Below are 23,588 nucleotides of genomic sequence, written 5' to 3'. Positions count from 1 at the left end.
ATTGACCCGTGGTCCAGACCTCTCTATTCTCACCGCACCATGAGTGCGGCATGAGGCTCAGTCATGCCTGCCCCTGACTCCCCGACAAGGAGGCGCAGCATGCGCTTCAGACACAGAGCCGCGGCAGGGTTCGCGACCCTGTTGCTCCCGCTGGCCGGTCTCGTCGGCCTGGCGAGCCCCGCCGAGGCCGCGACGTCCGCCACCGCGACCTACACCAAGACCCAGGACTGGGGCTCCGGCTTCGAGGGCAAGTGGACGGTGAAGAACACCGGCACGACGACCATCGGCTCCTGGACCGTCGAGTGGGACTTCCCCTCCGGTACCTCCGTCACCTCCGCCTGGGACGCCGACGTCACCTCCTCCGGCACCCACTGGACCGCCAAGAACAAGTCCTGGAACGGCACCCTCGCCCCCGGCGCCTCCGTCTCCTTCGGCTTCAACGGCACCGGCTCCGGCTCCCCCGCGAACTGCAAGCTCAACGGCGGCAGCTGCGACGGCGGCAGCGTCCCCGGCGACAACCCACCGTCCGCCCCCGGCACGCCCAGCGCCTCCGACATCACCAACACCTCGGTGAAGCTGACCTGGTCGGCCGCCACCGACGACAACGGCGTCAAGAACTACGACGTCCTGCGCGACGGCGCCAAGGTCGCCACGGTGACGACCACGTCGTACACCGACACCGGCCTGACCGCCGGCACCGACTACTCCTACGCCGTCCAGGCCCGCGACACCGCCGACCAGACCGGCCCGGTCAGCGGCGCCCGCGCGGTGCGCACCACCGGCGGCGCCACGGAACCGCCCCCGACCGGCGACAAGGTCAAGCTCGGCTACTTCACCGAGTGGGGCGTCTACGGCCGCAACTACCACGTCAAGAACCTGGTGACGTCCGGCTCCGCGTCGAAGATCACCCACATCAACTACGCGTTCGGCAACGTCAAGAACGGTCAGTGCACCGTCGACGACACCTACGCCGCCTACGACAAGGCCTACACCGCCGACCAGTCCGTCAGCGGCACCGCCGACACCTGGGACCAGCCGCTGCGCGGCAACTTCAACCAGCTGAGGCAGCTGAAGGCGAAGTACCCGCACATCAAGGTGCTGTACTCCTTCGGCGGCTGGACCTACTCCGGCGGCTTCGGCCAGGCCGCGGCCAACGCCGCCGCGTTCGCCAAGTCCTGCAAGGCCGTCGTGGAGGACCCGCGCTGGGCCGACGTCTTCGACGGCATCGACATCGACTGGGAGTACCCGAACGCCTGCGGCCTGACCTGCGACACCTCCGGCGCGGCGGCCTTCAAGAACCTCTCGCAGGCACTGCGTGCCGAGTTCGGCTCGAACTACCTGATCACCGCCGCGATCACCGCCGACGCCTCGTCCGGCGGCAAGATCGACGCTGCCGACTACGGCGGCGCCGCGCAATACCTCGACTGGTACAACGTGATGACGTACGACTACTTCGGCGCCTGGGACAAGACCGGCCCGACCGCCCCGCACTCGCCGCTCACGTCGTACACCGGCATCCCGAAGGAGGGCTTCAACTCGGCGGACGCGATCGCCAAGCTCAAGGCCAAGGGCGTCCCGGCGAGCAAGCTGCTGCTCGGCATCGGCTTCTACGGCCGCGGCTGGACCGGCGTCACCCAGTCCGCCCCCGGCGGCACCGCCACGGGTCCGGCGACCGGCACCTACGAGGCGGGCATCGAGGACTACAAGGTCCTCAAGACGTCCTGTCCGGCCACCGGCACCATCGCGGGGACGGCGTACGCGCACTGCGGCAGCAACTGGTGGTCGTACGACACCCCGTCGACGATCGCCGGAAAGATGAGCTGGGCCAAGTCCCAGGGCCTCGGCGGCGCGTTCTTCTGGGAGTTCAGCGGCGACACCGGCAACGGTGAGCTGGTGAGCGCCATCAACAGCGGGCTGTAGCAAGGGAATTGCCGCAAGAAAACCGTAAGAACCGCAAGAGCTAGGCGACGTTGACGCGCTGACCGGGCGGGGCTGCCTCGAGCCACGCGAGGAAACCGGTCAGCGCGTCTTCGCTCATCGCGAGTTCAAGACGCGTGCCCCGGTGCACACAGGTCAGGATCACCGCGTCGGACAGCAGCGCCAGCTCCTCCTCGCCCTCGGGGACGCGGCGGCCGGCCACCTCGATCGCGGAGCGCTCCAGGACGCGGCGCGGGCGGTAGGCGTAGGAGAAGACGCGGTACCACTCGATACGGTCGCCGTTGTAGCGGGCGACGCCGTAGCTCCAGCCCTTGCCGCTGGTGTCGGATTTCTCCGGGACACCCCAGCGCAGACTGCAGTCGAAGGTGCCGCCGGAGCGCTGGATGAGCCGGCGGCGCAGACCGAACACGAACAGCCCCACCACCACGAGGGCCACGACCACACCGCACACAGTCAGAGCGAGGACCATCGACACCGACCTCCTCGTCTCCTAGGTAACGGAATGGAAAAAACACCCGTATTTGCCTCAGCCGCGGCTGGGACCGGAGGAATCCGGTCCCAGCCGCGGCTGAGTGACGTCATCGCGTGGAGCGCTGCTTTCAGCGCCCCGCCGCAGCACGCAGTCGCACGTCCGCCCGGCGCTCGGCCAGCGCGTCCGCATCGGACTTCGCGCGCTCCAGCGCCCGCTCCGCACGCTGGACATCGATCTCGTCCGACAGCTCGGCGATCTCGGCCAGCAGCGACAGCTTGTTGTCCGCGAACGAGATGAAACCGCCGTGCACCGCGGCGATGACGGTTCCACCGTCACGCGTGCGGATGGTCACCGGGCCCGACTCCAGCACACCGAGCAGCGGCTGGTGACCGGGCATGACGCCGATGTCGCCGGACGTGGTGCGCGCAACGACCAGGGTGGCCTCGCCGGACCAGACCTCTCGGTCGGCCGCGACCAGCGCGACGTGCAGCTCAGCAGCCAAGGGTGGCTCCTCGGGTCACCACCCGGCTTCTCGCGCCGGGTGTTGCGTACAAGTCTAATGGGCGTGGAAGAGGGGGCGGGACGTGCCCGCCCCCTCAGATGAGCGCGAGGCTCAGGAGACGCCCAGCTCCTTGGCGTTGTTCTTGAGGTCCTCAAGACCACCGCACATGAAGAACGCCTGCTCCGGGAAGTGGTCGAACTCGCCGTCGCAGATCGCGTTGAACGCGGTGATCGACTCGTCCAGCGGCACGTCCGAACCGTCCACGCCGGTGAACTGCTTGGCGACGTGGGTGTTCTGGGACAGGAAGCGCTCCACGCGACGGGCACGGTGGACGACGAGCTTGTCCTCCTCGCCGAGCTCGTCGATACCGAGGATCGCGATGATGTCCTGGAGGTCCTTGTACTTCTGCAGGATCGTCTTGACGCGCATGGCGGCGTCGTAGTGGTCCTGCGCGATGTAGCGCGGGTCCAGGATGCGGGACGTGGAGTCCAGCGGGTCCACGGCCGGGTAGATGCCCTTCTCGGAGATCGGACGGGAGAGAACCGTCGTCGCGTCGAGGTGGGCGAACGTGGTGGCCGGGGCCGGGTCGGTCAGGTCGTCGGCGGGGACGTAGATCGCCTGCATCGAGGTGATCGAGTGACCGCGGGTCGAGGTGATGCGCTCCTGGAGGAGACCCATCTCGTCGGCCAGGTTCGGCTGGTAGCCCACCGCGGAGGGCATACGGCCGAGCAGGGTCGACACCTCGGAACCGGCCTGCGTGAAGCGGAAGATGTTGTCGATGAAGAACAGCACGTCCTGCTTCTGGACGTCACGGAAGTACTCGGCCATGGTCAGGCCGGCCAGCGCGACGCGCAGACGGGTGCCCGGGGGCTCGTCCATCTGACCGAAGACCAGGGCGGTCTTGTCGATGACGCCCGAGTCGCTCATTTCCTCGATCAGGTCGTTGCCCTCACGGGTGCGCTCGCCGACACCGGCGAACACGGAGACACCGTCGTGGTTGTTGGCCACGCGGTAGATCATCTCCTGGATGAGCACCGTCTTGCCGACGCCGGCGCCACCGAACAGGCCGATCTTTCCACCCTTGACGTACGGGGTGAGGAGGTCGATGACCTTGACGCCGGTCTCGAACATCTCGGTCTTCGACTCGAGCTCGTCGAAGTTCGGCGCCTTGCGGTGGATGGTCCAGCGCTCGCCGTCGTAGGACTCGTCGACGTTCAGCACCTCACCGAGGGTGTTGAACACCTTGCCCTTGGTGAAGTCGCCGACCGGGACGGTGATGCCCGTGCCGGTGTCGGTGACCTGGGCCTGGCGGACCAGACCGTCGGTGGGCTGCATGGAGATGGTGCGGACCAGGCCGTCGCCGAGGTGCTGGGCGACCTCCAGGGTCAGCGTCTTCTTCTCGCCCGCGTTGGCCGGGTCGGAGACCTCGACGTGGAGGGCGTTGTAGATGTCCGGCATCGCGTCGACGGGGAACTCCACGTCGACGACCGGGCCGATGACCCGCGCGACGCGGCCCGTCGCCGTGGCCGTCTCAACAGTGGTGGTCATTAGTTGTCACTCCCCGCGGTCGCGTCGGCCAGGGCGCTCGCGCCACCGACGATCTCGCTGATTTCCTGGGTGATTTCGGCCTGGCGGGCCGCGTTGGCAAGCCGGGAGAGCGTCTCGATGAGCTCTCCGGCGTTGTCGGTCGCCGACTTCATCGCGCGCCGCGTGGCGGCGTGCTTCGAAGCGGCCGACTGGAGCAGCGCGTTGTAGATCCGGCTCTCCACGTAGCGCGGCAGCAGGGCGTCGAGGACGTCCTCCGCCGACGGCTCGAAGTCGTACAGCGGAAGGATCTCGCCCGTGGGGGCCTTCTCCTCCGCAACCTCTTCGAGGCTGAGCGGCAGCAGGCGGGAGTCGACCGCCGTCTGCGTCATCATCGAGATGAACTCGGTGTAGACGATGTGGAGCTCGTCCACGCCGCCCTCGGCCGTCGCCGTCTCGATGGCCTCGATCAGCGGAGCCGCGACGTTCTTGGCGTCCGCGTACGAGGGCTCGTCGGTGAAGCCGGTCCACGACTCCGCGATGGTGCGCTCACGGAAGTTGTAGTGGGCGACACCGCGCCGGCCGACGATGTACGTGTCGACCTGCTTGCCCTCGCGCTCCAGGCGCTCGGTCAGCTGCTCCGCCGCCTTGATGGCGTTGGAGTTGAAGGCACCGGCCAGACCGCGGTCGCTCGTCAGGAGCAGCACCGCGGACCGCGTGACCGTCTCGGCCTGCGTGGTCAGCGGGTGCTTGGTGTTCGAGCCGGTACCGACCGCCGTGACCGCGCGGGTGAGCTCGGTCGCGTACGGCGTGGAGGCCGCCACCTTGCGCTGCGCCTTGACGACGCGCGAGGCGGCGATCATCTCCATCGCCTTCGTGATCTTCTTGGTCGCGGTGACGGATCGGATGCGACGCTTGTAGACCCGGAGCTGGGCTCCCATGAGTCAGGTCCCTTCCTTTACGTCACTTGGAGACGCTGACGGCCGTGTCCTCGCCGAGCAGCTTGCCGTCCGAGGTCTCGAACTGCTTCTTGAACTCCGCGACGGCGTCGTCGATCGCCTGGATGGTGTCGTCCGACATCTTCGCGCCCTCCTTGATGGAGGTCATGAGGCCCTGCTCCTTGCGGTGCAGGTACTCCAGCAGCTCCTTCTCGAAGCGACGGATGTCGCCCACCGGAACCTCGTCCATACGGCCGTTGGTGCCGGCCCAGATGGAGACGACCTGGTCCTCGGTGGCCATCGGCTGGTACTGGGCCTGCTTCAGCAGCTCGACCATGCGCTGACCGCGCTCCAGCTGCGCCTTCGACGCGGCGTCCAGGTCGGAACCGAAGGCGGCGAACGCCTCCAGCTCACGGAACTGGGCGAGGTCGACGCGCAGACGGCCGGAGACCTGGCGCATCGCCTTGTGCTGCGCGGAACCACCGACTCGGGAGACGGAGATACCGACGTTCAGCGCGGGGCGCTGACCGGCGTTGAACAGGTCCGACTCCAGGAAGCACTGGCCGTCGGTGATGGAGATGACGTTGGTCGGGATGAACGCCGAGACGTCGTTGGCCTTGGTCTCGACGATCGGCAGACCGGTCATCGAGCCGGCGCCCATGTCGTCGGAGAGCTTCGCGCAGCGCTCCAGCAGACGGGAGTGCAGGTAGAAGACGTCACCGGGGTAGGCCTCGCGGCCCGGCGGGCGGCGCAGCAGCAGGGACACGGCGCGGTAGGCGTCGGCCTGCTTCGACAGGTCGTCGAAGATGATCAGGACGTGCTTGCCCTCGTACATCCACTGCTGGCCGATGGCCGAGCCGGTGTACGGCGCCAGGTACTTGAAGCCGGCCGGGTCGGACGCCGGGGCGGCGACGATCGTCGTGTACTCCAGCGCGCCGTTCTCCTCCAGCGCGCGGCGGACCGACGCGATGGTCGAGCCCTTCTGGCCGATGGCGACGTAGATGCAGCGGACCTGCTTGTTCGGGTCGCCGGTGCGCCAGTTGTCACGCTGGTTGATGATCGTGTCGACGGCCAGGGCGGTCTTGCCGGTCTGGCGGTCACCGATGATCAGCTGACGCTGACCACGGCCGATCGGGGTCATCGCGTCGACGGCCTTGTAGCCGGTCTCCATCGGCTCGTGCACCGACTTGCGCTGCATGACCGTGGGGGCCTGCAGCTCAAGGGCACGACGACCGCTGGTCTCGATCTCGCCGAGGCCGTCGATCGGGTTGCCGAGCGGGTCGACGACGCGGCCGAGGTAGCCCTCGCCGACAGCCACGGAGAGCACCTCACCGGTACGGGTGACCGGCTGACCCTCCTCGATGCCGCTGAACTCACCGAGGACGATGGCACCGATCTCGCGCTCCTCGAGGTTGAGGGCGAGGCCGAGGGTGCCGTCCTCGAACTTCAGCAGTTCGTTGGCCATGGCCGAGGGCAGACCCTCGACCTTCGCGATGCCGTCGCCGGCAAGGGTGACCGTACCGACCTCCTCGCGCGAGGCCGCGTCCGGCTTGTACGACTGGACGAAGTTCTCCAGCGCGTCCCGGATCTCCTCCGGCCGGATCGTGAGCTCCGCCATCTGGGTTCCCTGCTCTCCTTGTTGGGCCCGAAGTTTCACTTGGGGGGATGGGGACTCCCCCCTGAACGAGGTGAATCCTCTGCACGGCCCAACCGGGCCGTAGGTACGTCTTACTTATGAAGTTGCTGCTAGCCCGCCAGACGGCGGCCGGCGTCCTCGATGCGGTCCGCGAGGGAGCCGTTGATGACCTCGTCGCCGACCTGCACCCGGATCCCGCCGAGAACCTCGGGGTCCACGTCGATGTTGAGGTGCATCTGGTGGCCGTAGAGCTTCGCGAGGGCGGCACCCAGGCGCCGCTTCTGCGTGTCGCTCAGCGGTACCGCCGTGGTGACCACGGCCACCATGCGGTCCCGGCGCTCGGCGGCGAGCTTGGACAGGGACTCCAGTCCCGACTCCAGGCTACGTCCCCGCGGCGCGGTCACAAGGCGCGTGACCAGACGCTCGGTGTCCGGCTTGGCACGGCCGCCGAGCAGCTGGTGCAGCAGCTCGACCTTGGCGGCGGTGGAGGCCTTGCGGTCGGTCAGCGCGGCCCGCAGCTCGGTGTTCGAGGAGACGATCCGGCCGAAGCGGAACAGTTCGTCCTCGACGTCGTCGAGCCGGCCCGACGTCTGCGCCGCGGTGAGGTCGGCGACATTCGCCAGCTCCTCCAGCGCGTCCACCAGGTCACGCGACTGCGACCAGCGGGTGCGCACCATGCCGGCCACCAGGTCCGCGGCCTCGCCGCCGACCTGGGAACCGAGGAGGCGCTGAGCCAGCTCGGCCTTGGCCTCACCGGCCTGCGCCGGGTCGGTGAGGACCCGACGCAGCGACACCTCGCGGTCGAGCAGCGCGGTGACGGCGGCCAGCTCGCCGGCGAGCTTCGTCGCGTCCACGGACGTGTTGTCCGTCAGCGCGTCGAGACGCTCGCGTGCGGCTGCCAGTGCCTCGCGGCTCGCTCCGTTCATCGGCCGGCCTCGGCCTTCTCCTCGAGCTCGTCGAGGAAGCGGTCGATGACACGGCTCTGCCGGGCGTGGTCCTCGAGGGACTCGCCGACGAGCTTGCCGGCCAGCTCGGTGGCGAGCTTGCCGACGTCCTGGCGCAGCGCGGACGCGGCGGCCTTGCGGTCGGCCTCGATCTGGGCGTGACCGGCGGCGACGATCTCCTCGCGCTGCCGCTGGCCTTCCGCGCGCATCTCGGCGATGAGCGTGGCGCCCTGCTCCTGCGCCTCCTGGCGCAGACGCGCGGCCTCGTGGCGGGCCTCGGCGAGCTGGGCCTTGTACTGCTCAAGGACGCTGTGGGCCTCGGTCTGTGCGGCCTCGGCCTTCTCGATACCGCCCTCGATGGCCTCGCGACGCTCTTCCAGAACCTTGTTGATGGTCGGGAGGAGCTTCTTGGCGAGGAAGCCGAAGACGATGACGAAGGCGATGAGGCCGATGACGAGCTCGGGCCACGGCGGAATGAGGGGATTCTCCTTCTCGCCCTCTTGCGCCAGGATCATGGCGAGGTTCACGTCAGTGCCTTTCGTCGAAAGGGTCGGTCGTCGAGGCGTTCGTCTTAGTAGACGAACGGCATGACGAGACCGATCAGGGCGAGCGCCTCACAGAACGCGAAGCCGAGGATCTGGTTGGCGCGGATGAGGCCGGCCGCCTCGGGCTGACGGGCCAGGGCCTGCGTGCCGTTACCGAAGATGATGCCGACGCCGACGCCGGGGCCAATGGCGGCAAGACCGTAACCGACGGAGCTCAGGGAACCTTCGACGGCAGCAAGGGTCTGGGACATGCCAGTTCTTCCTTCTCTTTACGGACCGGTGGGGGTTGGCCACCGGACGACCATGGGGGTATCGAAGCGGGGGTGCTCAGTGGTGCTCGGCGAGCGCGCCCTGGATGTAGGAGCAGGTCAGCAGGACGAAGACATACGCCTGGACGGCCTGGATGAAGAGCTCGAAGGCGGTCATGACGATCGTCATGAGGAACGAGACACCTGAGTAGGCGATGCCGATGCCGTTCAGCATGTACCAGGTGGCGACCGTGAAGAGCACCAGCAGCGTGTGACCGGCGAACATGTTCGCGAAGAGTCGCACCGCGTGCGTGAACGGGCGGACCAGCAGGTTCGAGAAGAACTCGATCGTCATGGCCAGCGGCAGGACGGCGCCGAGCGACTTGTCGTAGCCCGTGAAGTTCTTGAAGGCGCCGACGAAACCGTGCCGCTTGAAGGTGAGCGAGACCCACAGGATGTAGACGATCAGGGCCAGGACCATCGGGTAGGCGATGATCGAGGTGACCGGGAACTGGGCGACCGGGATGATCGACCAGATGTTCATCATCCAGACGAAGAAGAACAGCGAGACGATGAGCGGAACGTACTTCTCACCCTCCTTCTTGCCGATCGTTTCGTAGACGATGCCGCGGCGCACGAAGTCGTAGCCGGTCTCGGCGACCATCTGCAGCTTGCCCGGAACGACCTTCGGCCTGCGGAACGCGGCCCAGAAGAAGCCCACCACGATGATGGAGCCGAGCAGAGCGAGGAGCATCGGCTTGTTGAAGTAGAAGCCGTTGCCGTCTGCGTCGCCCCAGAGCGGCTCGTAGAGGAACGAATGCAGGCCCGGGGAGACAGTGTCGAAGCCACAACCGTCGAACAGGTGGCAATCGGTCTCGAAGGCGAGCACCTGCGTCGGGTCAGCACTCACCGCGGGCTCCTTCAGCGTGACGCATAGGTACGGCAACCTCGTTGTGTCGGCGCGGCGAACAGCCGCGGTTCGGCACTGGACTGGTGTTTCGGATGTGGGGGCGGCTGTGGGGCATCTCGCCTCGCGAATGAGCAGGCGTCAGCTCAGATGCCCGCGCCCGCGATGCCGCAGTTGGCACCGGACGATAGCAGGATCCGTCGAGCGCCCTTATCCCGGCCCTACCCCTCACGACGAGTGCCCCGACTTGTCGGGCTTGTCACCCGTCGAAGAGGCTGTCGAAGTGGGCGTCGAGTCGGGTTCGACGTAGAGGATCTTGGACTTCATGTGCGCACGCGTCTGCGCGGCGATCCACACGAGGGTGGCGGCGACGAGCGTGAGCGCGAAGGACTTGGGATGGAACAGCGTCGTGTCCTTGAAGGCCGCGACGAAGACGAACAGCAGCAGGATCTGTGCCGCGTAGAGCATCAGGCCCATCGCCTGGAAGAGGTGCGGAAGCGATTTGGCAGTGCGCTGCAGAACGTAGAGGCCGAGCCCCATGAAGACGATGACGACCAGCGTCGCGACGACCGCCCCGATCGCTCCCTTGCCGCCGGCGACCACCGCGCTGACGACGGCGGCAACAGCGCCGACGGCAGCCGTGGGCACGGCAGCCTGGAGCAGGATCCGAACGTCATTGGACGGCATGGCGGCAACTCCGCTTTCACAGTGGGCAGGGTGTCGTCATGGACGAGCGTAGTCCCGGGATCGAGTGTCGAGACCTCATGCCAATGGACCGTCGCACTGCGGTCCTTTGGTTCCATCCCCGGTTCTCGTGAACCGTATCACAAACTATTTGATGCGGTCTTTACCAAGTTGGTGTGCTCGCTGTCACACATGAGAGTGAAGCCGCCCGTCTGTGCAGCAACATGGCCAGTTTGTCTGGTATTGGGCTGCTTCGCTCCCCCATGAATGGGCAATGCTCTCGTCAGATTCTTACCTTGGTCGTCAGCGTGACGATCCCGCATTGCGCCGATCCAGGAAGCGCGAACGGGGGCCGATCGCGGTTGCTCCGTTGACTCCTGCCACACCGGCCGCAACCGGTGTACGGGGTTCCTCCTGCCCCTTCTGCCCCTCCTCCTGCGTCTCCCCGGTCGGAGCGGGCCGCAGCGGCTCGGCCGGGTGCTGGGCGGCGGGACGGCCGCGGCGGTAGCGCGGCGGGACGAAGGCCTCGGCCCAGCGTGGGGCGCGCGGGGTGAAGCGCGGCAGCAGGAGCAGGACCAGCCCGATCGCGCTGAGGAACACGACACCGAGCACGATCCACATCGACGCCGAGTTCACGGAGTAGGCGAGCGAGCCGAACGCGATCAGCGCCGACCAGAAGTACATGATCAGCACCGCCCGGCTGTGCGAGTGGCCGATCTCCAGCAGCCGGTGATGCAGATGCCCGCGGTCGGCGGCGAACGGCGACTGCCCGCGCCAGGTGCGGCGCACGATGGCCAGCACCAGGTCGGCGGCCGGGATCGCGATGATCGTCAGCGGCAGCAGGAGCGGGATGTAGAGCGGCACCATCTGGTGCACGGCCTCGCGCTCGGACCCGCCGAACAAGCTGTCCGGGTCGACCTGCCCCGTGATGGAGATCGCGCCCGCGGCCAGTACCAGCCCGATCAGCATCGAGCCCGAGTCGCCCATGAAGATCCGCGCGGGGTGCATGTTGTGCGGCAGAAAGCCCAGGCACATGCCCATCAGGATGGCCGCGAACAGCGTCGCGGGGGCAGCGGCCTCGATGCCGTACGAGTACCACATGCGATAGGCGTACATGAAGAACGCGGCCGCCGCGATGCACACCATGCCGGCCGCGAGGCCGTCGAGGCCGTCCACGAAGTTCACCGCGTTGATCGTGATCACGACCAGCGCCACCGTCAGCAGGGTGCCCTGCCACTGAGTCAGCGCCACCGTGCCGGCCTTCGGGACGGGCAGCCAGAGGATCGTCAGACCCTGCATGACCATGACGCCGGCGGCGATCATCTGGCCGCCCAGCTTGATCAGGGCGTCGATCTCGAACTTGTCGTCCAGGACGCCGATCAGCCAGATGAGCGCCGCTCCGGAGAGCAGTGCCCGTGGCTCATTGGAGTTGGCGAAGACCGTACTGAGGTTGGTGAGATGGTCGGCGACCAGCAGGCCCGCGCACAGGCCGAAGAACATCGCGATCCCGCCGAGCCGCGGAGTGGGTTCCCGGTGCACATCGCGTGCCCGGATCTCCGGCATCGCTCCGGCCACGATCGCGAACTTCCGTACCGGCCCTGTCAGCAGATACGTCACCGCGGCCGTGATGCAGAGCGTCAGCAGGTATTCACGCACAGGCTTCCCCACAGGTCTCGCTGGCCATCTCAGTCCCACACCCTAGCGACGGACGCATACCAGTGAGGACTGCCGGGTAGCGACGATAGTTGCACGTGTGGCTGTGAGCGTGGGTGAGAGTGGGTGCACGCTGGCGCGTTCCCCTGAGCGCCTACCCCTGTCACGAGGGATCGCCTACCCCCTTTCACGCCGGATACGGCGCCAAAGGACCGGCCGGGCCCGGAGCAACCGGACCCGCCCGAAACTGAGGCGCAGAACTCAGCTGAGCAGCGGGGAACCGGTCAGCTGCCACGGCTCCTGCCAGCCCTTGCCGTCCCCGTCGATGTCCCACTGGACCTGGCCGTCGGCCGACCAGTACAGGTCGGCGTCCCACGGGGTGTCGCCGGAGTTGCACCGCGCGGTGGCCGCCCACATGTCATTGGCCGACGCCGTGAAGTCGCAGGTGTGGGACTTGTTGATGTAGTCGACGCCGCCCGTGGAGAAGCGGTACTCCAGGCGGGCGTTCACCTTGAAACCGTCGAACTTCTTTCCGAACGCCGCGGCGGGGGTGGTCGCGGACCAGTTGGTCACCACCTGGGCGTAGACCTCGTTGTACTGGGTGCGGAAGACGCAGAGGCTGACGGAGAGGTCGAGGTCGGACTTGTTGGGCAGGGACACCCGCCTCTCCTGGGAAGCATCGGTGCACTGGTACGTCGCCGCCTGGGCGGGCGGGGTGGAGAGGCCGATGATGGCGAGTGCGGCCGCTACCGGCGCCGCAAGGTGTCTCTTCTTCATCCGGTGATCATGAGGCCGTCCAGGCTGCTGATCAAGACCTCGGACCGATGATCTTACGGAGCAATAACGCCCTTATGGCCCGGGGGAGTTGCCACGGAACACCCCGTCACCCCGTAACCCCTGACCCCGCTACCCCGTCACCCCGTCACCCCGTCACCCCTCACCCCTCACCCCTCACCCCTCACCCCGGATACGGCGGAAAGGCCGTGACCAGTTCCCGCACCTTCTCGCGGACCTGCTTGCCCTCGACCTGGTCGCGCAGCACACCGGCCATCAGAGACGCGATACGCGGCATCTCCTCCTCCCCCATGCCCTGTGTGGTCACCGCGGCCGTGCCCAGGCGCAGTCCGCGAGCGTCCGCGTGCGGCAGCGCGCAGCAGTCCAGGACCATCCCGGCGGCCGCGAGCCGCGCGCGGGCGGTGCGTCCGTCGACGCCGAGCGGGGCGGGATCGGCGGTCAGCAGATGCGTGTCGGTGCCGCCGGTGGTGACGGCCAGCCCCTCGGCGGCCAGCGCGGCCGCGAGGACCCTGGCGTTGGCGACCACCTGGCGGACGTACCCGCCGAACTCCGGAGCCGCCGCCTCGCCGAACGCGACGGCCTTGGCGGCGATGGTGTGCATCTGCGCGCCGCCCTGAGTGAACGGGAAGACGGCCCGGTCCACCTGCCCGGCGAGCTCCGCCCCGCACAGCACCATGCCGCCGCGCGGACCGCGCAGCACCTTGTGGGTGGTGGCGCACACGACGTCCGCGTACGGCACCGGATTCGGCGCGGCTTTTCCGGCGACGAGCCCGATGGGGTGCGCGGCGTCGGCGATGAGGTACGCGCCCACCTCGTCGGCCGCCTCACGGAAGGCGGCGTAGTCGATGTGCCGTGGGTAGGCGATGGACCCGCACACGATCGCCTTGGGCCGATGGGTGCGGGCCAGCAGGCGCATCTGCTCGTAGTCGATGAGCCCGGTCTCCGCATCCACGCCGTACGGCACGAAGTCGAACCAGCGGCCGGAGAAGTTGGCGGGCGAGCCGTGGGTGAGATGGCCGCCGTAGGGCAGGCCCAGGGCGAGGACGGTGTCGCCGGGGCGCAACAGTGCCGCGTACGCGGCCAGCACCGCCGACGACCCCGAGTGCGCCTGCACATTGGCGTGTTCGGCCCCGAACAGCGCCTTCGCACGCTCCACGGCGAGCCGCTCGGCGACGTCGACGATCTCGCAGCCCCCGTGGTACCGGGCGCCCGGATACCCCTCCGCGTACTTGTTGGCGAGGGCGGAGCCGAGGGCGGCCAGCACGGCGGGCGAGGTGAAGTTCTCGGCGGCGTTCAGCTGGAGCGTCGTCGACTGCCGGTCGAGTTCCCCGAGCAGAATGTCGGCCAGTTCAGGATCCTGCCGCCGCAGGACATCGGCCTCAAGGGTACGGGTGACCGCCATGATGGGCTCCGGGAGCGTCGACGCTGACGTACGACCAATGTAGGCCCGGCACGATTCAGGCGCCCCGTTTTGCACCGCTGTGGCTACCGGGTGCCGCCCGGGAAACGCCCGGACTCACGTCCTCGCCGGCACCCCGGTCAACGCCGTCACCACAGGATCCAGCGCCTGATGTATCTCGTCCCCGATCGACCGGAAGAACGTGAGCGGCGCCCCGTACGGGTCGTACACCTCGTCCGCCTCCGCCGTGGGCGCCAGCAGCCACCCGCGTAGAGCCGCAGCCGCCCGCACCAGCGCCCGCGCCCGCGCGACCACCCCGTCCTCCAGCGGCGGCAGCGTGGCCGGATCGATCGCCCGCACCAGCCGTGTGAACTCCTTCAGCGTGAACGTACGCAACCCCGCGGAGTGCCCCATCGAGATGACCTGCGCCCGGTGATCGCGGGTAGCGGTCAGCACCAGGTCCGCCATGATCACATGCTCGTCGAGCAGCTCCCGCCCCACAAAACCGGAGGGATCCGCACCGAAGTCGGCGAGCACCGTCTCGGCGTTGGCCTCCATGGGCGCACCCTCATGGCCCCAGGTGCCCGCGCTCTCCACGATCAGCCCGCCCCACAGCGGGTCGCCGAGCCGGTCCGCCAGGGCATGCCGGGTCAGCCGCTCGGTGATCGGCGAGCGGCACACATTGCCGGTGCTGACGTGGAGGATGCGGAAGCTGTCGCGGGGCAACCCGAAGGTCCCCGTCACTTCCCCGTCGCCTATGCCACGCCCCGCGTCAGGGGCTGTCAATTCGCCACCTCGAGGTCGGGTACGACTTTGCGCAGCTCCTCCGCGGAAAGCGCTCCCTCGCGCAGCAGCAGCGGCACCTCACGGGTGACGTCGACGATCGAGGACGGGACGTTGCCGGGTGTCGGGCCGCCGTCCAGGTAGACGGAGACGGAGTCGCCGAGCATCTCCTGCGCGGCGTCACAGTCCTCCGGCGCGGGGTGACCGGTGAGGTTCGCCGAGGACACGGCCATCGGGCCGACCTCGGTCAGCAGCTCGATGGCGACCGGGTGGAGCGGCATCCGCACGGCAACCGTGCCCCGGGTGTCCCCCAGGTCCCACTGGAGGCTCGGCTGGTGCTTGGCGACGAGCGTGAGGGCACCCGGCCAGAACGCGTCGACCAGCTCCCAGGCCGGCTCGGAGAAGTCGGTGACGAGACCGTGGAGGGTGTTCGGGGAGCCGATCAGTACGGGGGTGGGCATGTTACGGCCGCGCCCCTTGGCGTCCAGCAGGTCGGACACCGCTTCCGAGGAGAACGCGTCGGCGCCGATGCCGTACACCGTGTCGGTCGGCAGCACCACGAGCTCGCCACGGCGGACGGCGGACGCGGCTTCGCGCAGACCGGTCGTGCGGTCGGTCGCGTCGTTGGTGTCGTATCGCCGAGCCATCTAGCGGGCCTCCTCGTACACGTACTGCGGGATGGAAGTCTGGGGCGTGAGCGGCGCTTGTGTCACGGCATTGCCTTGCGGGCGGTCGCGAAGCGCGGCCGGTTGTTGAGGTCGGGGCGGTCGGCCGCGTCGGCCCAGCCCCGTTCCTCGGTGAAGATCCACGGCACCTGGCCGCCCTGGGTGTCGGCGTGCTCGACGACGACGACACCGCCGGGGCGCAGCAGCCGGTGCGCGGTGCGTTCCAGGCCGCGGATGAGGTCGAGGCCGTCCTCCCCCGAGAACAGGGCGAGTTCGGGATCGTAGTCCCGCGCCTCGGGAGCGACGTACTCCCATTCGGTCAGCGGGATGTAGGGCGGGTTGGAGATGACCAGGTCGACCTGGCCGTCGAGGTCGTGGAAGGCATCGAGGGCGTTGCCCTGGCGCAGATCGACCCTGGAGCCCGCCATGTTCTTGCGGGTCCACTGGAGCGCGTCCTCGGACAGCTCCACGGCGTGCACGCGGGAGCGCGGGACCTCCTGGGCGAGCGCGAGCGCGATGGCGCCCGAGCCGGTGCACAGATCGACGATGAGCGGCTCGACGACATCCATCGCGCGTACGGCGTCTATGGCCCAGCCGACCACCGACTCGGTCTCGGGGCGCGGGACGAACACCCCTGGGCCGACCTGGAGTTCCAGATACCGGAAGAAGGCACGCCCGGTGATGTGCTGTAGCGGCTCGCGCTGCTCACGGCGCGCGATGACCTCCCAGTACCGGGCGTCGAAGTCCGCGTCCTTCACGGAGTGCAGCGCGCCCCGCTTCACGCCGTGCACGAACGCGGCGAGTTCCTCCGCGTCGTTGCGCGGCGAGGGCACGCCGGCGTCGGCCAGCCGCTGGGCGGCCTGCGCCACCTCTGCGAGCAGCAGGTTCACGCTCGTCCTCCGGTATTCGGTACTTCGTACTGCCGTACTGCTCTACTGCTCTACTTCTGTACTGCCTTACGCCGCTGCGAGCTTGGCGGCCGAGTCCGCGTCGACGCACGCCTGGATCACCGCGTCGAGGTCGCCGTCCAGGACCTGGTCCAGGTTGTACGCCTTGAAGCCGACACGGTGGTCCGAGATGCGGTTCTCCGGGAAGTTGTACGTGCGGATCTTCTCGGAGCGGTCGACCGTGCGGACCTGGCTGCGGCGGGCGTCGGCGGCCTCCCGCTCCGCCTCCTCCTGCGCCGCGGCAAGCAGCCTCGAGCGCAGGATACGCAGTGCCTGCTCCTTGTTCTGCAGCTGGCTCTTCTCGTTCTGGCAGGAAGCGACCACTCCGGTCGGAATGTGCGTGATGCGCACCGCGGAGTCGGTCGTGTTGACGGACTGGCCGCCGGGGCCGGAGGACCGGTAGACGTCGATACGGAGGTCGTTCGGATTGATCTCCACCTCGACCTCCTCCGCCTCCGGGGTCACCAGGACACCCGCGGCGGAGGTGTGGATACGGCCCTGCGACTCGGTGGCCGGCACGCGCTGCACCCGGTGCACGCCGCCCTCGTACTTCAGCCGGGCCCACACGCCCTGCCCGGGCTCGGTGGCACCCTGGCCGCCCTTGGTCTTCACAGCCACCTGGACGTCCTTGTATCCGCCCAGCTCGGACTCGGTGGCGTCGATGATCTCGGTCTTCCATCCGACGCGCTCGGCGTAGCGCAGATACATCCGCAGCAGGTCGCCGGCGAACAGGGCGGACTCGTCGCCGCCCGCGCCCGCCTTGATCTCGAGGATGACGTCCTTGTCGTCGCTGGGGTCGCGCGGCACGAGCAGCAGACGCAACTTCTCCGTCAGCTCCTCGCGCTGCTTGTCCAGCTCCTTGACCTCGGCCGCGAACTCCGGGTCGTCGGCGGCCAGTTCACGGGCGGTCTCGACGTCGTCGCCGGTCTGCTTCCAGGAGCGGTACGTGGCGACGATCGGGGTGAGCTCGGCGTAGCGCTTGTTGAGCTTGCGCGCGTTGGCCTGGTCCGCGAAGACCGACGGGTCGGCGAGCTTCTTCTCCAGGTCGGCGTGTTCCGCGACCAGTTCCTCGACGGCCTCGAACATCTTGGGGCTCCTGAAATACGTGGGAAGGGAAGGCGGGCGACCAAAAACGCCGGTCCCGGCGCGCCCTGGAAGGGGGCACGGCCGTGGACCGGCGATATGGGGCTCGCTACTTCTTGGAGCCGGCAGCAGCCTTGCCGAAGCGGGCCTCGAAGCGGGCCACGCGGCCACCGGTGTCGAGGATCTTCTGCTTGCCCGTGTAGAACGGGTGGCACTCGGAGCAGACCTCGGCCCGGATGGTGCCGGACGTGATCGTGCTACGGGTGGTGAACGACGCGCCGCAGGTGCAGCTGACCTGCGTCTCGACGTACTCGGGGTGGATGTCGCGCTTCAAGGTGTCTCCTAGTTTCGGGAGGGCGCCGGGTCGCCGCCGCGGGGTGCGGGGGGCGTGAACCGGAGCCGACGTACCAGTCTGCCAGGACTGGGGCCATCACCCAAAACCGGGGGTTGGCGTTGTGTATTCCCCGCGCGCCGGTGGGGGCTGGTCGCGCCCCGCGGCGGAGCCGCACATCGATACGGCCCCGCGCCCCTAAGGGGCGCTCACCACGCCCTTGGCTTCGCCGGTTGCCGTGCCCTTGGTGGCGCTCTTCGGGATCGGCTTGTCGTCCTTGAGGGCCTTCCACACCTGGTCGGCCTGGGTTTCGGCGACGATGACGCGGTTCGGGTCGGCCGGGTCGTACTGGACCGGCATGGTGACCATGGTCATGTGCTTCGAGCTGATGCCCTTGAGGCCGCCTGCGAAGGACATGAGCTTGTTGACCGAACCCAGATCCGAATCGGTGGTGACGGCCTTGGTGGCGGTGTCGGCCAGGTTGTACAGCTTCTTCGGGCTGGTGAAGAGGCCGACGTCCTTGACCTGGTCGACCAGGGCCTTGATGAAGGCCTGCTGGAGCTGGATCCGGCCGAGGTCGGAGCCGTCGCCGACGCCGTGCCGGGTGCGGACCAGGCCGAGGGCCTGCTCGCCGTTCAGGGTGTGCTCGCCGGCCTTGAGGTTGAGGTGGCTGTCGGAGTCGTTGATGTCCTTGGTGGTGGTCACGTCGACGCCGCCGAGCTCGTCGATCAGCTTCTCGAAGCCCGAGAAGTCGACCTCCAGATAGTGGTCCATGCGGATGCCGGTGATCGACTCGACGGTCTTCACCGCGCAGGCGGCGCCGCCGGTGGTGTACGCGGAGTTGAACATGACGCCGGACGCGGCGTCGTGCGTGGTGCCGCCGGTGTCGGTGCACTCGGGGCGGTCGATGAGGGTGTCGCGCGGGATGGAGACCACGCCGGCCTTCTTGTGGCCCTTGTAGACGTGCACGATCATCGCGGTGTCGGAGCGGGCGCTGCCGTCGTCGGTGCCGCCGCCGAGTTTCTTGTTGCTGCCGGAGCGGGAGTCCGAGCCGAGGACGAGGATGTTCTCGGAGCCGTTGTCGACCTTCTCGGGCCGGTCGGTGCCGAGGGCCTGCTCGATGTTGACGCTCTTGATGTTGCCGTTGAGCTTGAGGTACAGGTATCCGGCTCCGGCACCGCCCAGCACCACGATGCCCGCGGTGGTCCAGGCCATCACCGTCAGACCCTTGTTCCTGGGCTTGCGGCGGCGGCCCTTCCCGCGATGACGGGGACCGTTTGTGCCGTTCTCATCCGGTATGCCGGATTCCGGCGTGCTCTCGGCGGACATGCGCTCCTCGGTTCTCGTCCGGTCGGTCACCCCCTGCATTCAGGGTCAGGCCTGGTCGAAACGACCGGTACCGCACCATCGTCACTCCGCCAGGTCAGACGGAGAAACCGGGGAAAGGGTTGCACAGCGGACTGTGCCCACCCTGTGGATCGGGTGGGCACAGTGTGTAGTCGCCGTGCTTCAGGTGAGCGGGGCTCACCTGCGGGTTCAGCCGAAGATGTCGTACTGGTCGAAACCGCCGCCGACGGAGATCCTTGTGGCAAAGATCTCGCTGGTCGCCTTGCCGGTGCCCTTGTACAGGTAGAGCGTGCCGCCGGGCGTACGGGCCAGGAAGTCGGCCTTGCCGTCGCCGTTCACGTCACCGACCGCGTCGAAGGCGTTGTACGTCGTGTTGCTCCAGGTCCGCACCTTGATCCGGGTGGCGAAGGCGCCGGTGCCGGACTTGCCGGTGCCCTTGTACAGGTACACATCGCCGGTGCTCTTGCTGCGGGCGAGCAGGTCGGTCTTGCCGTCGCCGCTGAAGTCGCCGTGGCCGCGCACGACGTTGTACTGGTTCCAGCCGGAGCCGACCTGCACACGGGCGGAGAAGGTGCCGTCGCCCTTGCCGGGGTAGATCCACAAGGCGCCGGCCGAGTCCACGGAGAGCAGGTCGGGCTTGTAGTCCCCGGTGACATCACCGGGGGTGACGATCCGGGTGCGGGTGGTCCAGCCGCTGAAGATCTTCTTGTCGGCCCAGCCGTCGGTGGCCGGGACGTAGCGCCACCAGTAGACGTCGCCGGTGGAGGCCACGCGGTAGACGAAGTCCTGGAGGCCGTCCCGGTTCAGGTCGGTCTGGAGGACGACGTTGACGCCGGTCCAGTTGCCCCAGGACTGGCGGGCACCGAACGAGCTGCCCGTGGAGTCCTTCTCGTAGCCCGTCTTGGTGGAGGCGTTGCGCACCCACAGGTCGGCCTTGTTGTCGAAGCTGAGGTTGGTGTCGTCGACGCGCGGGTAGACGGAGCCGACGTACGTCTTGACCTTGGTGAACACGCTGTAGGAGCCCTTGGCGACGCAGTTCGTCACGCCCCAGGAGACCACGCCGACGATCCGGTTGTTCACGATCAGCGGGCCGCCGGAGTCTCCGTTGCAGGAGGCCTTGGTGCCGGTGTCGCTGCCGGAGGCGGTGCCCGCGCACATCATGTGGTTCTTGATGTAGTAGGCGCCGTAGTAGTTGGCGCAGGCGGTGTCCGAGCGGACGGTCAGCGTGGCCGTCTTCAGCGTCTCGGAGATGTCCTGGCTGGTGGAGCTGGTGCGGCCCCAGCCGTAGACCTGGGCGCTGGTCCCGGAGACGTACGAGGCGGTGTCACCGGACGTCGTCATACGGATCGGAGTCGCCTTGACCGGAGAGGCCAGGGTGAGGACCGCGATGTCGTTGTCGAAGGTCTGCGCGCTGTAGCTGTGCGTCCACTGGCGCAGGACCCCGCTGACGGTGCCCCCGTGCAGATCGCCGTTCGAGGGGAGCTGGGAGGTCCCGGTGACGATCGCGCCGCCCGTGGACCAGTCGTAGCCCTTGACGCAGTGCGCGGCCGTGAGGATCTTCGTCGGCGCGACGACGGCGCCCCCGCAGAAGAAGCCGGTGTCGTCGCTCGTGTCCGGGGTGCCCTGGTCGTCGGTGTACCAGAGCTGGGCCATCCACGGGGCCGTGGTGATGGTGGTGTCGGTGCCGCCGATGACCATCGGTTCGACGGTGGAGCCGCCGGTGTCCGCGCTCTGCGAGGACGTTTCGGGCCGATCACCGGGTACATCGTCGCCGGCCATTGCGCCGGCGATGCGCTCCTTGAGCTCGGCGAGCGTGGGCGTGCTGACGGCGGCCTTGACCGGCGGCTTCGGGTCCGCGGCGGCGGTGGCCGCGCCCGCGGAGGAGGTCAGCAGCGCGGCGGCGACGGCGGCGGCGACACCGGCGGCGGCGACGGGAAGGGCAACACGTATCCGGCGTCTGTGCCGACCGGTCGCGGACAGGGTCGTGCGCAAGGAAAGTCCCCCCAGAGAGACAAGAGATGAGAAGGGGTGCGCAATGCACCCGTCCCTCTCAGCGCCAAAAGGCCGCCCCCTGTCACACATGCAACAGGGGGCGGCCTCAGCACCCCTCCAGGGGCGCGGGACTCTCAGCGGCGACTAGTCACCGTTACCGGGCGCCGGCGTCGTCTTCTGGATCTGCATCAGGAACTCGACGTTCGACTTCGTCTGCTTCATCTTGTCGAGCAGCAGCTCGATCGCCTGCTGCTGATCCAGCGCATGCAGCACCCGACGCAGCTTCCAGACGATGCCCAGCTCATCGCTGGCCAGCAGGATCTCTTCCTTACGGGTACCGGACGCGTCCACGTCCACCGCCGGGAAGATCCTCTTGTCCGCCAGCTTCCGGTCGAGCTTGAGCTCCATGTTGCCGGTGCCCTTGAACTCCTCGAAGATCACCTCGTCCATGCGGGACCCGGTGTCCACCAGCGCGGTGGCGAGGATCGTCAGCGAGCCGCCGTCCTCGATGTTGCGGGCCGCACCGAAGAAGCGCTTCGGCGGGTACAGGGCCGTCGAGTCGACACCACCGGACAGGATGCGGCCGGAGGCGGGCGCGGCCAGGTTGTACGCACGGCCCAGACGGGTGATGGAGTCGAGCAGCACCACCACGTCGTGCCCGAGCTCGACCAGCCGCTTCGCACGCTCGATCGCCAGCTCGGCGACCGTGGTGTGGTCCTCGGCCGGGCGGTCGAAGGTCGAGGAGATGACCTCGCCCTTGACCGACCGCTGCATGTCGGTGACCTCTTCCGGACGCTCGTCGACAAGGACGACCATCAGGTGGCACTCGGGGTTGTTGTGGGTGATCGCGTTGGCGATCGCCTGCATGATCATGGTCTTGCCGGTCTTCGGCGGAGCCACGATCAGACCGCGCTGGCCCTTACCGATCGGCGACACGAGGTCGATGATGCGGGTGGTCAGCACGCCCGGGTCGGTCTCCAGGCGCAGCCGGTCCTGCGGGTACAGCGGGGTCAGCTTGTTGAACTCCGGGCGGCCGCGGCCGTGTTCGGGGGCCATGCCGTTGACGGAGTCGAGGCGGACCAGCGCGTTGAACTTCTCGCGGCGCTCGCCCTCCTTCGGCTGACGGACCGCACCGGTGATGTGGTCGCCCTTGCGCAGGCCGTTCTTACGGACCTGGGCGAGGGAGACGTACACGTCGTTGGGCCCGGGCAGGTAGCCCGACGTACGGATGAAGGCGTAGTTGTCGAGGATGTCCAGGATGCCCGCGACGGGGATCAGGACGTCGTCCTCGGCGAGCTGCGGCTCGGCGATCTCGTCGCGGCCACGACGGCCACGGCGGTCCCGGTAACGGCCGCGCCGGCCGCGGCGGCCGCCCTCGAAGTCGTCGTCGTCCTGGGGGCCGTTGTCACGCTGCTGGCGGTCCTGGCGGGTGCCGCCGCCCTGCTGCTGACGGTCCTGACGCTGCTGGCCGCCGCCCTGGCCGCCCTGCTGCTCGTCGCCCTTGCCGCCGCGGCGGTCGCGGTCCCGGCCTCCGCGGTCCCGGTCCCGGTCCCGGCGGTCGCGCCGGCCCTGGCGTCCGTCGCCGTCGGCCTCGCCCTTGGCCTCGGCCTGGGGCTGCGCCTGGGCGGGCGTCTCGGCCTTCGGCTCGCTCTTGGCCTCGGCGGTGACCGTCTCGGGGCTGCCGGCCTCGGCGGTGACACGGCGACGGCGGCGCTCCGCGGGGGCGTCGTCGGCGGCCGGCTGGCCGGGGATCTCGATCTGCTGCTGGGCCGCGGCCTTTTCGGCGACGGCCTCGGCCTTCTCCGCCTTCTGCTCGGCGGCGGGGGCGGCCTCCTCACCCGTACGGGTCTTGGAGGTGGCCCGGCGCTTGGGCTTGGTCTCGGTTGCGTCGGCCTTGGCCGGGGCGGCGGCGCCCCCGCCCGCCTGCGCCTCCTTGATGACCTCGATCAGCTGGCTCTTGCGCATACGCGCGGTGCCCCTGATACCGAGGCCGGATGCGACCTGCTGCAGCTCGGCCAGCACCATGCCCTCGAGGCCGGTACCGCGGCGCCGCCGGGAGCCGGCACCGGTGGCAGGCGCGGAGGCGTCCGTGGCGGGCGCGGCAGCGGTCTCCTCGACACGTGCGCCCATCAGATCGGTGGTGTCGCTCACGAAGGGTCCTTCCCTGGAGCGGACGTCGGCCTGTCTGGCTCGGCGACCGTTTGTGCTGTCCGGCACTGGCCCTGCTGTATGGACCGTGCCGGGGCGGTGGTCCG

Annotated in this window: 22 protein-coding genes; 1 reads left to right on the top strand and 21 read right to left on the bottom strand. The window is 68.5% G+C overall.

Going from position 1 to position 23,588, the window contains the following annotated elements:
- Nucleotides 1–99: 99 nt before the first annotated feature.
- Nucleotides 100–1,920, top strand: coding sequence for a glycoside hydrolase family 18 chitinase (locus F7R91_RS22040; protein WP_150950813.1), 1,821 nt, complete (start codon nt 100–102; stop codon nt 1,918–1,920).
- A gap of 40 nt (nt 1,921–1,960) precedes the next feature.
- Here the strand turns inward: F7R91_RS22040 and F7R91_RS22035 are convergent, their stop codons facing one another.
- The 21 genes from F7R91_RS22035 to rho all read right to left on the bottom strand — a co-directional run bounded on the left by F7R91_RS22035 (nt 1,961) and on the right by rho (nt 23,484).
- Nucleotides 1,961–2,407 (bottom strand): DUF2550 domain-containing protein, encoded by a 447-nt coding sequence (locus F7R91_RS22035; RefSeq protein ID WP_150950812.1) that lies wholly within the window; start codon nt 2,405–2,407, stop codon nt 1,961–1,963.
- A gap of 130 nt (nt 2,408–2,537) precedes the next feature.
- Nucleotides 2,538–2,912 (bottom strand): F0F1 ATP synthase subunit epsilon, encoded by a 375-nt coding sequence (locus F7R91_RS22030; RefSeq protein ID WP_150950811.1) that lies wholly within the window; start codon nt 2,910–2,912, stop codon nt 2,538–2,540.
- A gap of 111 nt (nt 2,913–3,023) precedes the next feature.
- On the bottom strand, nt 3,024–4,460 hold the full coding sequence (atpD, locus tag F7R91_RS22025) for a F0F1 ATP synthase subunit beta (protein ID WP_150950810.1): 1,437 nt from the start codon (nt 4,458–4,460) through the stop codon (nt 3,024–3,026).
- Nucleotides 4,460–5,377, bottom strand: a complete 918-nt coding sequence (locus tag F7R91_RS22020; RefSeq protein WP_150950809.1) for a F0F1 ATP synthase subunit gamma — start codon at nt 5,375–5,377, stop codon at nt 4,460–4,462. The genes atpD and F7R91_RS22020 overlap by 1 nt, the downstream gene beginning before the upstream one ends.
- A 22-nt stretch (nt 5,378–5,399) precedes the next feature.
- Nucleotides 5,400–6,992 carry a F0F1 ATP synthase subunit alpha gene (gene atpA / locus F7R91_RS22015; protein ID WP_150950808.1) on the bottom strand — a complete coding sequence of 531 codons (1,593 nt, stop codon included), beginning with the start codon at nt 6,990–6,992 and terminating at the stop codon, nt 5,400–5,402.
- Nucleotides 6,993–7,120: 128 nt separating this feature from the next.
- Nucleotides 7,121–7,936, bottom strand: coding sequence for a F0F1 ATP synthase subunit delta (locus F7R91_RS22010; protein WP_150950807.1), 816 nt, complete (start codon nt 7,934–7,936; stop codon nt 7,121–7,123).
- Nucleotides 7,933–8,469 (bottom strand): F0F1 ATP synthase subunit B, encoded by a 537-nt coding sequence (locus tag F7R91_RS22005; protein WP_150950868.1) that lies wholly within the window; start codon nt 8,467–8,469, stop codon nt 7,933–7,935. The genes F7R91_RS22010 and F7R91_RS22005 overlap by 4 nt, the downstream gene beginning before the upstream one ends.
- Nucleotides 8,470–8,525: 56 nt before the next feature.
- Entirely contained in the window at nt 8,526–8,750 is a 225-nt protein-coding gene (gene atpE, locus F7R91_RS22000) for an ATP synthase F0 subunit C (RefSeq protein ID WP_030545783.1), read from the bottom strand.
- Between the two features lie 76 nt (nt 8,751–8,826).
- Complete coding sequence (gene atpB, locus F7R91_RS21995; protein WP_150950806.1) at nt 8,827–9,657, bottom strand: F0F1 ATP synthase subunit A; 831 nt, start codon at nt 9,655–9,657, stop codon at nt 8,827–8,829.
- 225 nt (nt 9,658–9,882) lie between these two features.
- Nucleotides 9,883–10,341 carry a hypothetical protein gene (locus tag F7R91_RS21990; protein WP_150950805.1) on the bottom strand — a complete coding sequence of 153 codons (459 nt, stop codon included), beginning with the start codon at nt 10,339–10,341 and terminating at the stop codon, nt 9,883–9,885.
- 300 nt (nt 10,342–10,641) lie between these two features.
- The gene (locus F7R91_RS21985; protein WP_150950804.1) at nt 10,642–11,994 is read right to left on the bottom strand and encodes an MraY family glycosyltransferase; all 1,353 of its coding nucleotides are present in this window, start codon (nt 11,992–11,994) and stop codon (nt 10,642–10,644) included.
- Between the two features lie 258 nt (nt 11,995–12,252).
- On the bottom strand, nt 12,253–12,768 hold the full coding sequence (locus F7R91_RS21980) for a hypothetical protein (protein ID WP_150950803.1): 516 nt from the start codon (nt 12,766–12,768) through the stop codon (nt 12,253–12,255).
- Nucleotides 12,769–12,949: 181 nt separating this feature from the next.
- Nucleotides 12,950–14,188, bottom strand: coding sequence for a serine hydroxymethyltransferase (locus F7R91_RS21975; RefSeq protein ID WP_150950802.1), 1,239 nt, complete (start codon nt 14,186–14,188; stop codon nt 12,950–12,952).
- 114 nt (nt 14,189–14,302) lie between these two features.
- Nucleotides 14,303–14,971 (bottom strand): arsenate reductase/protein-tyrosine-phosphatase family protein, encoded by a 669-nt coding sequence (locus F7R91_RS21970; protein ID WP_150950801.1) that lies wholly within the window; start codon nt 14,969–14,971, stop codon nt 14,303–14,305.
- Nucleotides 14,968–15,615: an L-threonylcarbamoyladenylate synthase gene (locus tag F7R91_RS21965; RefSeq protein ID WP_150950800.1), complete on the bottom strand. Its 648-nt coding sequence runs from the start codon at nt 15,613–15,615 to the stop codon at nt 14,968–14,970. The genes F7R91_RS21970 and F7R91_RS21965 overlap by 4 nt, the downstream gene beginning before the upstream one ends.
- 62 nt (nt 15,616–15,677) lie before the next feature.
- Nucleotides 15,678–16,523: a peptide chain release factor N(5)-glutamine methyltransferase gene (gene prmC, locus F7R91_RS21960; RefSeq protein ID WP_150950799.1), complete on the bottom strand. Its 846-nt coding sequence runs from the start codon at nt 16,521–16,523 to the stop codon at nt 15,678–15,680.
- A 66-nt stretch (nt 16,524–16,589) separates the two neighbouring features.
- Nucleotides 16,590–17,666 (bottom strand): peptide chain release factor 1, encoded by a 1,077-nt coding sequence (gene prfA / locus F7R91_RS21955; protein WP_150950798.1) that lies wholly within the window; start codon nt 17,664–17,666, stop codon nt 16,590–16,592.
- Between the two features lie 106 nt (nt 17,667–17,772).
- On the bottom strand, nt 17,773–17,997 hold the full coding sequence (gene rpmE, locus F7R91_RS21950) for a 50S ribosomal protein L31 (RefSeq protein WP_062155333.1): 225 nt from the start codon (nt 17,995–17,997) through the stop codon (nt 17,773–17,775).
- A gap of 195 nt (nt 17,998–18,192) precedes the next feature.
- Nucleotides 18,193–19,323, bottom strand: a complete 1,131-nt coding sequence (locus F7R91_RS21945) for an LCP family protein (protein WP_150950797.1) — start codon at nt 19,321–19,323, stop codon at nt 18,193–18,195.
- A 207-nt stretch (nt 19,324–19,530) separates the two neighbouring features.
- Complete coding sequence (locus tag F7R91_RS21940) at nt 19,531–21,333, bottom strand: trypsin-like serine protease (RefSeq protein WP_225320737.1); 1,803 nt, start codon at nt 21,331–21,333, stop codon at nt 19,531–19,533.
- A 144-nt stretch (nt 21,334–21,477) separates the two neighbouring features.
- The gene (rho, locus tag F7R91_RS21935; protein WP_150950795.1) at nt 21,478–23,484 is read right to left on the bottom strand and encodes a transcription termination factor Rho; all 2,007 of its coding nucleotides are present in this window, start codon (nt 23,482–23,484) and stop codon (nt 21,478–21,480) included.
- Between the last annotated feature and the right edge of the window lie 104 nt (nt 23,485–23,588).

The sequence above is a fragment of the Streptomyces luteolifulvus genome, assembly GCF_008806595.1.
Classification (GTDB): domain Bacteria; phylum Actinomycetota; class Actinomycetes; order Streptomycetales; family Streptomycetaceae; genus Streptomyces; species Streptomyces luteolifulvus.
The sequence above is the reverse complement of the archived record's forward strand: the minus strand, read 5'-3'. Positions and strand labels throughout refer to the sequence as shown.

Bases quoted from the DNA above. Each gene is read 5' to 3' on its own strand.
- F7R91_RS21945 (WP_150950797.1), bottom strand. From the start codon at position 19,323: ATGTCCGCCGAGAGCACGCCGGAATCCGGCATACCGGATGAGAACGGC.
- atpE (WP_030545783.1), bottom strand. From the start codon at position 8,750: ATGTCCCAGACCCTTGCTGCCGTCGAAGGTTCCCTGAGCTCCGTCGGT.
- prfA (WP_150950798.1), bottom strand. From the start codon at position 17,666: ATGTTCGAGGCCGTCGAGGAACTGGTCGCGGAACACGCCGACCTGGAG.
- F7R91_RS22035 (WP_150950812.1), bottom strand. From the start codon at position 2,407: ATGGTCCTCGCTCTGACTGTGTGCGGTGTGGTCGTGGCCCTCGTGGTG.
- F7R91_RS21975 (WP_150950802.1), bottom strand. From the start codon at position 14,188: ATGGCGGTCACCCGTACCCTTGAGGCCGATGTCCTGCGGCGGCAGGAT.
- atpA (WP_150950808.1), bottom strand. From the start codon at position 6,992: ATGGCGGAGCTCACGATCCGGCCGGAGGAGATCCGGGACGCGCTGGAG.
- atpD (WP_150950810.1), bottom strand. From the start codon at position 4,460: ATGACCACCACTGTTGAGACGGCCACGGCGACGGGCCGCGTCGCGCGG.
- F7R91_RS21965 (WP_150950800.1), bottom strand. From the start codon at position 15,615: ATGGCTCGGCGATACGACACCAACGACGCGACCGACCGCACGACCGGT.
- F7R91_RS21980 (WP_150950803.1), bottom strand. From the start codon at position 12,768: ATGAAGAAGAGACACCTTGCGGCGCCGGTAGCGGCCGCACTCGCCATC.
- F7R91_RS21990 (WP_150950805.1), bottom strand. From the start codon at position 10,341: ATGCCGTCCAATGACGTTCGGATCCTGCTCCAGGCTGCCGTGCCCACG.
- F7R91_RS22020 (WP_150950809.1), bottom strand. From the start codon at position 5,377: ATGGGAGCCCAGCTCCGGGTCTACAAGCGTCGCATCCGATCCGTCACC.
- F7R91_RS22005 (WP_150950868.1), bottom strand. From the start codon at position 8,469: ATGATCCTGGCGCAAGAGGGCGAGAAGGAGAATCCCCTCATTCCGCCG.
- F7R91_RS22040 (WP_150950813.1), top strand. From the start codon at position 100: ATGCGCTTCAGACACAGAGCCGCGGCAGGGTTCGCGACCCTGTTGCTC.
- F7R91_RS22010 (WP_150950807.1), bottom strand. From the start codon at position 7,936: ATGAACGGAGCGAGCCGCGAGGCACTGGCAGCCGCACGCGAGCGTCTC.